General features: G+C 65.7%; 16 protein-coding genes. 13 read left to right on the top strand and 3 right to left on the bottom strand.

The features are described 5' to 3' along the window. Nucleotides 1-49: 49 nt before the first annotated feature. Nucleotides 50-574, bottom strand: a complete 525-nt coding sequence (locus CRP56_RS20430) for an SCO4402 family protein (protein ID WP_257040844.1) — start codon at nucleotides 572-574, stop codon at nucleotides 50-52. Nucleotides 575-741: 167 nt separating this feature from the next. Beyond that, nucleotides 742-1,596 (bottom strand): hypothetical protein, encoded by an 855-nt coding sequence (locus tag CRP56_RS47145; RefSeq protein ID WP_143664916.1) that lies wholly within the window; start codon nucleotides 1,594-1,596, stop codon nucleotides 742-744. A 694-nt stretch (nucleotides 1,597-2,290) separates the two neighbouring features. On the opposite strand from CRP56_RS47145, the gene CRP56_RS47140 reads away from it, so the two are divergent. After that, the gene (locus tag CRP56_RS47140) at nucleotides 2,291-3,184 is read left to right on the top strand and encodes a hypothetical protein (RefSeq protein WP_143664915.1); all 894 of its coding nucleotides are present in this window, start codon (nucleotides 2,291-2,293) and stop codon (nucleotides 3,182-3,184) included. A 1,393-nt stretch (nucleotides 3,185-4,577) separates the two neighbouring features. Here CRP56_RS47140 and CRP56_RS20420 read toward each other — a convergent pair. Beyond that, the gene (locus CRP56_RS20420) at nucleotides 4,578-5,693 is read right to left on the bottom strand and encodes a DUF1152 domain-containing protein (RefSeq protein WP_097266000.1); all 1,116 of its coding nucleotides are present in this window, start codon (nucleotides 5,691-5,693) and stop codon (nucleotides 4,578-4,580) included. 80 nt (nucleotides 5,694-5,773) lie between these two features. On the opposite strand from CRP56_RS20420, the gene CRP56_RS20415 reads away from it, so the two are divergent. The 12 genes from CRP56_RS20415 to CRP56_RS20355 all read left to right on the top strand — a co-directional run bounded on the left by CRP56_RS20415 (nucleotide 5,774) and on the right by CRP56_RS20355 (nucleotide 13,354). Continuing rightward, the gene (locus CRP56_RS20415; protein WP_097265998.1) at nucleotides 5,774-6,514 is read left to right on the top strand and encodes a GntR family transcriptional regulator; all 741 of its coding nucleotides are present in this window, start codon (nucleotides 5,774-5,776) and stop codon (nucleotides 6,512-6,514) included. A 276-nt stretch (nucleotides 6,515-6,790) separates the two neighbouring features. After that, nucleotides 6,791-7,228, top strand: a complete 438-nt coding sequence (locus CRP56_RS20410) for an ATP-binding protein (protein ID WP_097265996.1) — start codon at nucleotides 6,791-6,793, stop codon at nucleotides 7,226-7,228. Nucleotides 7,229-7,317: 89 nt separating this feature from the next. Then, nucleotides 7,318-8,046, top strand: a complete 729-nt coding sequence (locus CRP56_RS20405; RefSeq protein ID WP_097265994.1) for a GntR family transcriptional regulator — start codon at nucleotides 7,318-7,320, stop codon at nucleotides 8,044-8,046. A gap of 125 nt (nucleotides 8,047-8,171) precedes the next feature. Continuing rightward, a complete protein-coding gene (locus CRP56_RS20400; protein ID WP_097265991.1) occupies nucleotides 8,172-8,522 on the top strand; it encodes an SCO3933 family regulatory protein in 351 nt (116 codons plus the stop codon). Nucleotides 8,523-8,527: 5 nt separating this feature from the next. After that, nucleotides 8,528-9,901 (top strand): FtsK/SpoIIIE domain-containing protein, encoded by a 1,374-nt coding sequence (locus CRP56_RS20395; RefSeq protein WP_097265989.1) that lies wholly within the window; start codon nucleotides 8,528-8,530, stop codon nucleotides 9,899-9,901. Between the two features lie 287 nt (nucleotides 9,902-10,188). Then, entirely contained in the window at nucleotides 10,189-10,821 is a 633-nt protein-coding gene (locus CRP56_RS20385; RefSeq protein ID WP_097265985.1) for a DUF2637 domain-containing protein, read from the top strand. Between the two features lie 20 nt (nucleotides 10,822-10,841). Beyond that, nucleotides 10,842-11,036 carry a hypothetical protein gene (locus CRP56_RS20380; protein ID WP_097265983.1) on the top strand — a complete coding sequence of 65 codons (195 nt, stop codon included), beginning with the start codon at nucleotides 10,842-10,844 and terminating at the stop codon, nucleotides 11,034-11,036. Then, entirely contained in the window at nucleotides 11,036-11,227 is a 192-nt protein-coding gene (locus CRP56_RS20375; protein WP_067435640.1) for a mobile element transfer protein, read from the top strand. The genes CRP56_RS20380 and CRP56_RS20375 overlap by 1 nt, the downstream gene beginning before the upstream one ends. A gap of 9 nt (nucleotides 11,228-11,236) precedes the next feature. Beyond that, nucleotides 11,237-11,431 carry a hypothetical protein gene (locus CRP56_RS20370; RefSeq protein ID WP_097265981.1) on the top strand — a complete coding sequence of 65 codons (195 nt, stop codon included), beginning with the start codon at nucleotides 11,237-11,239 and terminating at the stop codon, nucleotides 11,429-11,431. Between the two features lie 14 nt (nucleotides 11,432-11,445). Continuing rightward, nucleotides 11,446-11,691, top strand: a complete 246-nt coding sequence (locus CRP56_RS20365; protein ID WP_097265979.1) for a SpdD protein — start codon at nucleotides 11,446-11,448, stop codon at nucleotides 11,689-11,691. Nucleotides 11,692-11,823: 132 nt separating this feature from the next. Continuing rightward, a complete protein-coding gene (locus tag CRP56_RS20360) occupies nucleotides 11,824-13,128 on the top strand; it encodes a replication initiator (protein ID WP_097265977.1) in 1,305 nt (434 codons plus the stop codon). Then, nucleotides 13,121-13,354 carry an excisionase family DNA-binding protein gene (locus tag CRP56_RS20355; protein WP_097265975.1) on the top strand — a complete coding sequence of 78 codons (234 nt, stop codon included), beginning with the start codon at nucleotides 13,121-13,123 and terminating at the stop codon, nucleotides 13,352-13,354. The genes CRP56_RS20360 and CRP56_RS20355 overlap by 8 nt, the downstream gene beginning before the upstream one ends. Nucleotide 13,355 lies beyond the last annotated feature (1 nt).

Raw genomic sequence — 13,355 nt, 5'->3', positions numbered from 1 at the left:
GATCCGAAATGATCGATCAAGGTGCGGGGCAGAGCATCAGCTTGGGAAGCTAAGGGCGTTCGCGAGAGGTTGCCGAGCCGACCTGTGGCGACGCCGTGTCGGAGCCTGAATCGCCGCCAGCCTGCTCCCCGCTGTTCCCCGTGGTTCCCCGCACGATCTGGCACGAGTCTGGCACGGCCGCGTCCTCAAGCAGCATGGCAAGTTCTCGTAGGTCGTTCGTGACCATGACTTGAGCGAGGCGCCCGGCGATGGACACGACCTCTGGCCAGGCAGATGACTGGAGATGCTCCGCGTCGGTGTCGTTGGGCGCCTCGGCTGCCGCGGCGTTGAGCGCGGCACCTAGCTCTCGCATGAGGACGACCTCTTCGTCACTTCGGAGGCTGATGCCGAGGTACCGCTCTGGCTCGTCGGCGTCGCAGAAGTCGTCGAAGAGTGTCTGGAAGACGTGGTCCAGGTTTTCGAACGCCGACGGGTCGAGCCAGACGTTCCGCTGCCAGGGTGGATTGGCCAGGGCCAGCACAACGGGTACGACGTGGACTCGGTGGTTCGCTACGAGTCGGGCGGCTTCGCTCACGAGTCCGAGCGTAGCGACCATTGCTGATGAGGCGCCGGCGCTCTCGGAGCACCGCTTTAGGAGTTCGATCCGGGCCCGCTTCGGCTGCGGTCGGCGACTGGTGGGACGGCCGGACAGAGTCGCTGGAGTACGCCCCCGTCCGGCGTCGTTGATGTCAGCCGTGGATGTCAGAGATCTGTCGTCAGGGAAAGATCATCTGTACTCGATCGGGCATCCAGAGCCTGTCTGCAGGAAGGGAGCAGCTGCTCTACAGTCGACGTGAGCTGCCGGTTGAGCGCCTCTGGGTCCGTGTAGTAGTTGAGCGCTTCGTTGAGCAGCACGACCCATTCAGAGATTCCTATGTCGTCCGACAACTGGCCATGCAGCTCCGTTGCGCGTTCGACGGCCTCCGTCACCTCCTGAGGCGGCATCTGTCGTGACCCGGGCCGCGCGTTGTACCCCGTCTCGCTCACTACCACGGCCAATCCCATCAACGCGGCATCCAGTTCCGCAGCTGTGGGATTGGACGATCTGAGGTGATAGAGGATGCTGGCCGCACGGTGATACTCGGCCTTCCGAGCCAGCGCCCCCGTGAGTTCGTAGGTACGCGACGACACGCTTCCAGCAATGTCGGCGACATCAGGGGGTCCTTCGAGCTTCACCACCCAAAGCGCTGCGCTTAGATCATTCTTCGCCCGAGTGAGTTCGTCCTCGGCGGCACTGAGGACTTGAGACGTCTCTAGTAGTCCCCGCGGTAGCGCCTCGGCGGCCTGTACACAGCGCGTCATCGCCAGAAGGAAGCCTGCGTACGCGTCACGTCGAATGCCACGCCGCCACTGCAAGTGAGCCGCGTCAGCCTCGGTACGAACAGCATCCAAGGCAGCTCTGTATGTCGACTCCGCCTGAGCAATGCCGGCACGGCCAGTCTCCTCAGCTGCTCGCAGCGCGCCGCGCATCTGCCAACGGCCCACCAGGACAGCGGCTGGCACTCCGAGCGCTGCCACAGCTGCAGCCGAGATGGCTCCGATCCCCACCAGATCCATGCCCTGAGCATGCCGTAACTGGTGTGCTACGGCAGCCTCGTACACAGGAGCACTGAGCCTGAGACTGGTCGGGGCTCAGTTCAGCCACAACTGATCATGGGCGGCCGTGACCTGTGGCCGCCTTATCGATCAACGCCCTGACCTGCTGCCGAGCTGTCGGCACCTGTCGACGTCGGTCACCATTGAGCGCCCTTCCACGGCCCCAAAGCGGCCCGGGAGGGCGCTTATGGTGACCAGGTGCTTAGAAGATGCGGGCATGCCGTGAGGGGCCGGTCTGATCGTTCCGTGCCTCCACCGTGTCAGGCCGCCGAGCGCTGCTGCCGTGCACGGTCGTTGCCGTCAGACGCTGAGACGACGTCTAAACAGCGGTCGTTCGGCGTCGGATGACCTTGGACGGCCCGGGTGGGGCTGTCAGCACCGGTGATGTCATCTGAGCGCACAAGCGATGCACCCTTGTCTTCGCCTGTTGCCGTGCCTCCACCAGGACGCGTGCTCACCGTCTTGACGCCCTCACAGTCGTTGAGGCGGCCCATTAACCTAATTGGCCTAACACTCGTGGCCGTCACGGCGACCCCCTGTGAAGCTTGTCTTAGGGTCCTGTTTATCAAACGGACGACGGAGTTAGGGGTCGGCGATGCGGAGCACGTCAACACCTCGAAAGAATCGGCGAATAAACCTCATCTCGCTGATCGCGGTGGCACTTCTCGTCGTGGCACCTTTGTATCTCCTCGCGGTCACTGTAGCCATTCGGTCCAACCTTTTTGATTTCGATAAGGGTGCCCTGGATGCCAAGGACACCAAGGCGTTGTGGGCATTCATAGGTTCCGGTATAGCTGCTGCGGTCACACTTACTGGGCTCCTCGTCACCGCAAATCATAACCGGCAAGCCGAGAGGCGTCTCGGTCTGGATACTGCTGTTAAAGGGATCGCTCTGACGCACAGGGAGGACGGAAGTTACGCGCAGAAAGCGGTGCTGGCGGGGGCCCTCTCGACTCTCGTCCACCTGTATCACCCTGTGATTGCCATGAGGATGCTTTCGGCGACCTGGCGTGAGGATGCAGCCGACACCGCAAGTGCAATCTGGATCATCGACGAAGTACTTGAGGACGGAACGCCCGAGAGCCAGATCGAAGCGGCAAGGCTTTTTTATCAGCACGCCGACCAGCTGTGCTACGCATCTGCCGGGCAATATGAGTTTCCGGCAATTTTGGAAAAAAAGTGGCCCGCTAAACTGCCTTGGGATGCACGCCTTGCACTGCTTACCGGACTTCCTAAATTCTTGACGTCTAAGCCGAAGCAGTGGTGGACCGACGGTCATCACTGGATATGCCCACTCCTTGAGGCGGTAATAAAAGACGACAACGATAAGAGCCTTAAAGCTTTCGCGCATGACATGCTCGAGAGATTGTTGTCTGATGTCGAGCCGTCGGACGCTGCTCATCGCCTGGGCAATAAGAAGAGAACCTTCAGTGAAATGAAGAAGACTATCGATGATTACACCCCAAAAGCGGGTGACAGATTTACTGATGCGGAGACACAGGGACTGCTGGCTAGGGTTCAGGATTGGATGGAAGGGAAGACACTCTGAGCATGCGCGCTTACGCAAGGGCGGCGGAGCGGCTTTGGGCTGGAGCTGATTTGGCGCGAGTGATCATGGCCCATTACGCTAGCCAGCGGATCGGGCAGGTTTGTGAGCCTGCCCGTTAGTGCCCGATTTTGGGCCATGATCTTCGAGGCTCGCGCCAAATTGGCTGCCTAAAGCCGTGGAGCCGACCGCCCCAGCCACAGAGGGTGTCTCCCACTCCATGCCCGCAGCCGCCGAGCGCGCCGCCGGGCGCGGCCAGCCGGGGCGAAGACAGGAGGCAGGCCGCGCCGCAGAGGCGGCGCGCGCCCGCGCCGTGCGCGGGCCTTGAACTAGTAGAGAAGGTTGTAACTCAGATGGCGCAGTGGCCTGCATGGCGCTCATTCATGGGGGTTGTCGGGAGCGCTCGGATTGGGTAGAGGCATCTTGTTGAAGAATGTGCGCACGGCCCGGCAGTGCGAGTTTCCGCAGACTATTAGGTCATCTGTATACATGCGCCCTGTCAGCTCGCGAATATATTCCTTTTCTGTCTCGGTGAGGCGGAGATGATGAGTCATTTGATTGCATACGGTGCAGTATCGCTGGATGTGGAAACCCAGATCATTGGGCAACGACAAATAGTGAATGGGAATCTCATCCGAAGGGGGCCTAGCTTGCTGTAGGGCTGCTGTTGCCTTGGCTGCGCTCTCCAACTTCCATGACTCGTACCAGAGCCTGTGCCAGGTAGGTAGCAACTCGGCTGCCGTTTCAGAGTGATGCTGTTCGGCAAGGACATGCAGTAGATCCTGAATGAGCGGCCAGGCCGGAAGTCGATTTTTCGTGAAGGCGTCGTAGATCCTGCTGCGTGAATGAGGAGTCTCCTCGAGAGCCTTCCTCATCGACTCAAGCGAGGGGGCTCCTGCCTCTACGTGGAGTCGATGTAGTTCCTCATTGAGCTCCGCGAGTGGACCAGTGAGCCCCTCCGGCTTGCGCAAGTAGCCAGGCCTCCCCATGTGCCTCCTTCCAACTCGTTCGAAAGTGTTTGGTGCCGTCCAAGACCGTTGGGTCGTGTTCTAAGCCGTCCGTGCACGTCCTAAGGCGTTGCGATGAGTCCCATGAGCCTGCCCGTGTGGGCACCCTAGGAACCGTCGCGAGTAAGTAGTCGTCGCCCAACAGGGCTTATGGGGAGGGTCTCAGGATGAGTGAGCTTTCCAGGCAGTCGAGGAAACGACGTTTGGCAACAGCCGCAGCCTTTGCTGTCGTACGTGGAGCCGGGGCGGCTGCGGGGAGTGCCGTAGTCGCGCTCTTGCTGCACTGGCTGAGCGGCGGGCCTGACTCACTGCCTTGGTAGTGCGGCCCCTGCTCTGCCGCCCATCACGTCCAACCCCAGGTTTCACTCCGACGGCATCCGCGAAACCGCTCATGGCTGAGGTGCGGAACGGTTAGTGCCGGCCGCGATGCTCCAGATCGGCGGATCGTACTGGTCTGGACGGCACTGGATGAGGAGCTGGCGCAGTTCAGCGTGCTGAGAGCCGTCGAAGTTCAGGGCCTCAGTGATGTGGCGAAATGTTGTGTGGGTGACACCGCGGTCTCGGGCTTCAGCCTCGAAGCGATTCAGTTGGGCTAGGAACGCCTCGGGGTCCAGCCTCGGCGGAGCCTGCTTGCTGAGCCATGCGGCTTTGTTTCGCTCGTAGTCAATCTCCGAGTAGCCGCAGATTTCGCGGCTGTGTGTCTCCACGTCGGCCAGGGTGACTGTCGCAGTGATCGCGCGGGCCAACTGGTTGCGGCTCAACGCCGCGTCTATGTTGGCCTCGTGGACCGTGGGACCTTCGCCCGTGAGTAGCACGGGTAGGCCTGCGTCTCGCACCTCGCAGGTACCCCGTACCCCTCGTGCCGTCGCCGCGAGCATTCCGGTTGCCTCGGACGGATGCCAGTCCAGAACCGAGCTGATCGGCTCCACATCCTTCGCAACGAAGGTATGGACGAGAGATCCGAGCATGCCGCTGAGGTCATCGGGCGCTAGTTCGCCGTCTAGGCCGGGGCCTGCGACCAACAGGCGGATGGACGCGTCTACTTGGCAGCACGCGGCGAGTGTGAGGGCATCGGCAAGCGGACTCTTGAGCGTCGGCTCGTCACCCCGGGCCAGGATGTCGCCGCCGACGTCCAGGAGGTCGATCGACTCGGGCTCCAAGTGGCGCACCAGCTCTTCGAGTTGCCGCGTGACGCCCTCGACGCCCTGATACGGGTCGATCAGCGCGAACGTATGCGGGAGCTCCGCCGCAAGTCGCGGGAGCGTGGAACCTGCCGGAGCGATCGGGCGGGCCTCGGCCGGCACTGCCCACACAGACGCGGTGAGCTGTTCGAGGCCGGTGAAGTCGTGGGCGCCTCGGGGACCCGGTACCGGATCGATGAGCAAGCGGTCCCACGCGTACGTGAAGATCACCGCCCGGTCTGCGTCCCCGTACAGGGCGGCGTCAAGCATTGCGGCGGCGACTGCGTCGCCCCCTCCTCCTGCTGCGACGATCAACCGCGTCATGCGGACAGCGTACGGGTTTGCCCATTGGCCACTCACCCTATAGTGGCTAGAGGCCATAGCCACTTGGACAGGGAGGGAGCATGCCTCAGATTGAGGAGGCTCAGCCGAAGTATCTCCAGATCGCGCACTTCATCCGGGATCAGATCCTGAGGGGAGATCTACGGCCGGGCGACGAGGTGCCCTCAGAGCGGCAACTCGCTGCGGACTGGAAGGTGTCGAGGCCAACGGCGGCACGCTCGCTGGAAGCGCTGAGTCATCAGGGCCTGGTCGAGAAGCGGCAGGGGTCGGGCACTTACGTGCGGAGCCTCGAAGTGAACCGCCGGGCACGGGAGTTGTACGGGCGGGCGCGTCAGACGGGGAAGATCTATACCCCTGGTGAGTACGCGGTCATCACGTCGGCGGGCTGGCTGGAGGCGCCTGATCACGTTGCTGAGGCGTTGGGCTTGGTCAAGGATCGGCGGGCTGTGCATCGCCGGCGCATCACGAACAACCAGGACGGGCCCATCACTTTGTCCACCTCGTGGTTTGCCCCGGACGTCGGCCAGAGGGCGCCCAAGCTGCTCGACCCCGAGCGGATTCAGGAGGGCACCCTGATGTACGTCGAGAACATGACGGAGCGCCAGGGGAGTTACGCCGAGGACCGCATGTGCGCACGGGCCGCGACGGACGAAGAAGCCATGGACCTGAAGCTGGAGCCTGGCTCTGCGGTGTTGATCGTCCACCACGTCGTCTTCGACCTTCAGGACCGGCCGTTGGAGTTCGCCGAAGCCACCTACCCGCCGCACCGTTGGGCGTTCGAGCAAGGCTATCCGCTGACCTGATGGGCCATCAGTTCCGTGGAAGTGCTTGCACGCTACGAGTGGCTAATGCCACTATCCAGTAAGTGGCTAAGGCCACTTACTGGAAGGGGGCACGGTGTGACGGGAAAGCGGCCGGATCAAGGCACGCACTTAGCCTGCCGGGGATGCCGGGGGCGCGGCTGGAAGCGCGTCAGCTCCCGCACGGTGCTGGCGCTCTCTACCGTCAATGACCGTGCCCGTGCCACATCAAAGCGACGGTGCCTCGACTGCGACGGCACTGGCAAGGAGTGAGCACGCATGGGCAACAGCACCCATGAACGCGGCACGCCCGGCCCGGAGTTCCTCGGAGCGATGACCTTGCATCCGCTTCCGGACTCCGTGTCGATGGCCCGGCGCTGGTTTCGGAAGTTCATCGCGCCGTACGACCCGGCCTGCTCGGTCGACGACTGTGCCCTGATGATCTCCGAACTGGTCACGAACGCCATCCTGTACGGGCGATCGGACGACACCTGGGTCGTGCGGGTGGAGTGGTTCCGCGACGGGACTTCGCTCCGCGTGGAGGTGCACAATCCCGGGTTTCCGGCGAACGTGCGGATGCGTCGGCCGGACGCCAACGATGCACACGGACGGGGACTTCTGCTCGTCGACTCGATCGCCGACTCCTGGCACTCCGGGCCCAGTCGCATCGGCGGGACGGTGGTCTCTTTCGTGGTCGCCGATGCCTGGCCTGCCTGAAAAATTGCCCCACCCTAACGCATCCATAGATGCGTGGAGCGCTAGTCTGGTTGACCAGTTGACTTGGCCAATCCCGACGGGCGGCGTACATGGCGTATGAAGTGGAGCCACCGAAGTACGTGCGCCTCGCGCAGACAATTCAGCGTCGCATCGAGGACGGCACGTACGCGCCTGGCACCCGGGTTCCCAGTGAGAACCAGTTGGTGCAGGCCTTCGGGATGTCCCGCCCGACTGTCGTGCGGGCCTTGGAACTGCTCAAGCGGGATGGCTGGCTGGAGTCGCGGCAGGGGTACGGCACGATCGTGCGCGGTCGGCCGGCGGTCGTAGCCGAGAAGGATCGACGGGGGCGCGAGGCGCTGGAGCGCGATGAGACGCTGACCTCGGGTCGCCTGATCGAGGTCGGTGAAGTGACCGTGCCGCCCCGCATCGCTTCGGCGCTCGGGTTGCCCAAGCGGGCCACTGCCGTCGTGCGACGCTTCCTCGTCGAGGAGGACGGCGAACCGATCGAGCTGGTCTCGTCGTACTTTCCCGCTTCCCTGGTCGACGGAACGGACTTGGCGGTCGACGAACCCCTGATCGGCAGTGGGCGTGAGCACTTGGAGCTGCGGAAGAAGGTCCGCTTCGATCACGTGACGGAACGTGTGTCGGCTCGACTGCCTGAGGCTGAGGTGGCGCAGCTGCTGCACCTGCCGGACGGCGTGCCGGTCCTGAGCGTTCTCGTGATCGCCTGTGATGCCTCGGGGCAAGCGCTGCAAGTCTCTGACGTGCTCCTTCCTGCTGATCGGCAGGAACTGGAAGACACCTACCGTCTGAACTGAGCCTCATTCGGGGCGAGTTGCCGCCGAAGCTCACTTGACAAGTCAACCTGGCAACTCTAACTTCGAACTTGCTAAGTCAACTTGTCAGGCGGCGGGTTGATTGACTCTCTGAAGGAGAAATCCCTGTGCGTGTGATCCGTATCGACACCACGTCCGCGACGATCCTGCTGACCGAAGCGCCGGCGCCGAAGGTGCGCGACCGGCAGACCGGCGAGATCGCCAAGGACGCGGTCAGCGGTGAGGCTCTGATGACGGTCGGCGTGGTATTCATCGACGAGGGGGAGTCGTCGCTGATCCAGGTCACCGTTCCCGAGAGCGGGGTGACGGACGGCTTGGCCGTCGGTGCTCCCGTCTCCCTTCCGGGGCTGGTGGCTCGGCCGTGGGAGAGCGTGTTCAACGGCCAGCAGCGGCACGGCATCGCCTACCGGGCATCCGCTATCGCTCCGGGCGCCTTCCCGATGGCTGAGGCGGTCTGATCGACGTGAACGATCTGACGACGGTGGCCGAGGTGGGCGGGGCGCTCGCTGCGATAGGCGGCGCGGCCTACGCCCGGCACGCTCACCCGGCGGCGTACTGGTCCACGATCGGGCTGCCGGTATCGGTGGCCCGGTTGCTGGCCTCGTACTCCTCGACGATGGACGCGTGCGGCCTGACGGTCGAACCGTCCCGCTGGCGGGCGCTGGCCCTCAAGGCGACCACTCGCCGTGAGATCCGGCCGGTGCCGCCTCGCCGGGGGCTCATCCGTCCCACCTCGACCGGCCTGCGTATCCGTCTGCGGCTGGCCCCGGGCCAGGAGCCGGCGGATGTCGCGGCCTCGGCCGAACGGCTCCGGCACGCCTGGGGCGTGCACGCCGTCTACGTGCGGGACATCAAGCCTGGTGTCGTCGAACTGCGCCTGGTCGGCTTCAACGTCCTGCGGAACGTGCGGATGCCACGCCGGGCCCGCGGGGGCTTCCTCCGGGTGCCGGTGGCCCTGCGGGAGGACGCGACGGCGTTCTTACGCGACTACCGGGCTGTACCGCATGAACTGGTCCTGGGCGCCACGCTGTCCGGCAAGTCCATGTACCTGCGCAACCTGCTCACTGGCCTGGCTGCTCAGCCGGTGGTTCTGGTCGGTATCGACTGCAAGCGCGGTGTTGAACTGGCGCCCTTCGCGCCCCGGCTCTCCGCGCTCGCCACCGACCCGACACAGGCGGCTGAGCTGCTGCCCGTCCTCGTGAAGGAAATGGAGGACCGCTACGACCTGATCAAGGCCCGGCAGGGCATCGCGCCCGGGGCCCCGGAGGAGCTGATCACCTCGGACATCTGGGGGCTGCCGGAACACGAACGCCCGGCTCCCATCGTGCTGTTCATCGACGAGGTGGCCGAACTCTTCCTCGTCGCCACACGGAAGGAGGAGGAACGGCGGGACGAGATGGTGACCCAGCTGATCCGTCTCGCTCAACTCGGTCGCGCTGCTGGCATCTACCTGGAGGTATGCGGACAGCGTTTCGGGGCCGAACTGGGCAAGGGAGCGACCATGCTCCGGGCCCAGCTCACGGGCCGAGTCTGCCACCGCGTGAACGACGAAGCCTCAGCGAAGATGGCGCTCGGCGACATCGCGCCCGAGTCGGTCTACGCGGCCTGCGCCATCGCCGCCGAGCTGCCCGGCCTGGCCGTCATGGGCGACACCTCCGGGGGTTGGTCCCGCATCCGCACGCCGTACCTCTCCCTCGCTGACGCTGCGGCCAAGTGCCGTGAGAGGGCGCATCTCACCCCGCACGTCCCGGCGCTCTCCACGTTCCGCCCGTACGTGCCACCCGTGCCCCTGGACGCTCCGGGGCCGGTGACCGTCGCGCTCCCCGTCGCCGAGTAACTGCACCCCTCCCACGGCCGGCGCGGCCACATTGCGCCAAGTCTCTACCCCGCCATGCCCGAAGAAAGGACGGCGCTTGTCATGTGCTCCGCCTGCGAGGACTTCACTCGGACCGTCGTCATGCTCGGCCGACTCGCCTTGCACGCACACAACTTGGACGCGGACGACGATTTCATCGCTGCTGTGGGTCCGTCCCTGGCCGCGTCCTTGCCGGAACCGCCGCCTGGCCTCCTCCCGCCCGACTACGACCCCACCGACGGACCCGAATATCCCGGCGAGGCCTCCTGATGGCCCGTACCGCCCTCCGTGTGGACGCGGTCCTGGTCCAGGCCGTCATCGCTGGTGCTCTGTCCTTCGCGCATCTACACGACCTCGCTGCCGCTGCTGGACAGGACGGCTGGAAGGCCTGGGCCTACCCGATCAGCGTGGACCTCCTCTTGGTCGCCGCATGGCGGCGGCTTCGCTCCGGTGGGAGCAAGGGGCCCGCCTGGTGCTGGTTTGTCATCGCGCTGACCGCCTCGCTCGGCGCCAACGTCGCCACAGCTGGGCTGCTCGACCTAGACGCGGTACCGGCCTGGCTGCGCATTCTCGTCGCCGGCTGGCCTGCCGTCGCCTTCCTCGGCGGAACCCTGCTGGTCCACGGGGAACCGAAGCCGGAAACCACGCGGGCTCCGGAAGCCGCCCGGCCTATCCCGGACAGCGTCCTTCCGGCCTCTCCCGCGCCCCAACTCCCCGACAAGGCAACGGCATCGGCTCAGCCTTCAGCAACCACCGTGCCGCCCGCCCTCGTCGCCCACGCGCGCAAGGTCGCCGACGACCACCGCACGCGAACCGGAACCCCCATCGACACGACGACACTTCGCGCCCGGCTCGGCGTACCGCTGCCGCTCGCCGAAGCAATTGCATCTCAACTCACCTGACCTCAGGAGAACTTCCGACCATGCACCCAACCACGCTCCGCGTGCTCAACCGCGCCGCCGAGCTGACCCGACAGAACCGCTTCACGGAAGCCTTTCTCATCGCCGAGCCGGTGATTCTCGCCGCCGACAACGACGAGGGCGACGAGATCCGCCGCTGGCTCATCGACCACGCCGCTGACTTCACCGCCGAGCCCTCAGACAAGGAGATCGCCTGATGCCCGCCAACCGCCGCTTCCGCCGAGTCGTCCGCATCGGCCCCGTCCAGGTCGGCACGTCGTACGACGGCCGGGGCCGCGAGAAGCACACCGCCGCCTGCACGGCGCCGCGCTGCGGCTTCTCCACGGACTACGACAGCCGCGCCGCCGCCGAGTTGGCCGCTCGTACCCACCGCTGCGCCGCCCGCTGAGGAGGACCCGTGACCATCTCGCTCCCGCTCGTCTTCGTCTTGGGCGTCATCTCCTGGGCCGCGATCAAGTTTCTCGGCATCCGCCTCTGGGTCGCCGTCGTGATCGCCCTGTTCGGCTTCTGGCTCTCCTCCACCTTCCTCGCCCCCGCCATCGAATCCGGCACCCGCTCCGGGGTCGACGTCGTCAACGGCACTGACAAGTGACAAGGAGGTCAGCCATGTTCCGTCCCAAGCTTCCCGACGTTCCCACGCTGCCGACGACACCCGTCGTTCCACAGCAGAGGCAGACCCCGGTGCCCTCCTCGGGCCAGTCGCTGACGCCCTACGTGGGCGCGGTCGCTGCCGTGGTCGTCGTCGGTTTCGTCCTGACGGCGCTGCTGGCGGCCGTAGCCATATCGGCCGTGTCCGTGGCCATCGCCGCCGTGGTCCTGCGCTCGCTCTTCAACGGCGCCAACAGGCGCTGACCGACCGCCGGGGCGGCAACAACGCCGCCAAGCATCCCGCCGCCCCGGGGCCGTCCCTCCCAACCGCCGAAACAGCCGAAAGGAACTCCCATCATCACCCGGCAGACTCCGCCCCCACTGGCGGAACTCTCCATGCTGGCCTCCCTCGGCACCATGCCCGAGCTGGCCCGCCAACTCTCCAGCCTGGGCGGCTGCACGCACCCCGTCCGCCTCGACGGCCACCGCACGGAGTACGCGGTCGACAGGACGACCGGTGAGATCGGCAACGTCCTGCACCACCTCGACTCCACCACGCTCCCCGCTGGTCAGCTCCTGGTCCGCTGCAACAACCGCCGCGCGTCCCGCTGCGCCGCCTGCGCCGAGACCTACCGCCGCGACACCTATCACCTGATCACCGCCGGACTGCGTGGCGGCAAAGGCACCCCGGAACAGGTCGCCACTCACCCCCGCGTCTTCGCCACCCTGACCGCCCCGAGCTTCGGCCCGGTCCACAACCGCCCCAATGGCGGCCGAAACTGTCGCTGCGGCATCTGGCACGACGAGAACGATCCCGCCCTGGGGACGCCCCTCGACCCGGACACCTACGACTACGAAGCCGCCGTCCTCTGGAACGCGCACGCCGGTGTCCTGTGGCGGCGCTTCTCGATCTACCTCCGCCGAGAGGTGGCCAAGCGCGCCGGCCTCACCCAACGGGCCTTCCACGACCACGCCCGCATCTCCTTCGCGAAGGTGGCCGAGTACCAGAAGCGCGGCGCGGTCCACTTCCACGCGGTCATCCGCCTCGACGGCCCAGAGGGAGGGGAAACGGCGCCCCCGGCCTGGGCCTCGACCGAGCTGCTCTCCGACGCCATCCGAGCCGCCGCCACTGCCACGCGTATCGCCGGACCCGAAGTCGACGGCCGGTCTCACTGCTTCGTCTTCGGCCGTCAGCTCGACGTCCGTCCGATCCGGTCCGCCGACTTCGACGGCGGCCAGGAGCTGACCGAGCGCGCCGTAGCGGCGTACATCGCCAAGTACGCAACCAAGGGCGCGGAGACGGCGACGGGCACCCTGGACCGTCCGATCCGCTTCCTCGCCGAACTCGCCCAAGCCCGGATCACCGACCACGCCCGACGCATGATCCGCACCGCCTGGACCCTCGGCGCACGAGCAGACCTGGCAGACCTCCGCCTACGGGCCTGGGCGCACATGCTCGGCTTCCGCGGCCACTTCTCCACCAAGTCCCGCCGCTACTCGACCACGCTCGGCGCCCTCCGCGATGCCCGCGCCGAATGGCGCCGCGCCCAAGCCGCACCACCTGCCCCGCAGGACGGCGAAACCACGCTTGTCCTCGCCCACTGGGTCTTCGCCGGAACGGGCCTCAGCGCTGCTGAGACCTGGCTCGCGGCCTCCCTTGAACCCGCCCCCGGAACGGAAGGAGAACCCACCCATGGCTGAGCCCCGAGCCGTGGACAGCGTGCAGGGGAGTGCCGACCCTTCCTTGGTCCTGCTGACCGTCGAGGAGACGGCTCGACGGCTGCGCATAGGCCGTACGACGTGCTTCCGGCTCGTACGCGCCGGAGAGATCGAGTCCGTCACGGTCGGCCGTCTACGGCGAGTGCCGGTCGACGCCGTCCCCGCCTACGTGGCCAAACTTCGCCATCGCCCCGCCGAAGCAGCCTGAG

The organism is Streptomyces sp. TLI_55 (assembly GCF_900206255.1).
Lineage (GTDB): Bacteria > Actinomycetota > Actinomycetes > Streptomycetales > Streptomycetaceae > Streptomyces > Streptomyces aquilus.
Note: the sequence above shows the minus strand (reverse complement) of the source record. Positions and strands in the feature narration are given on the sequence as shown.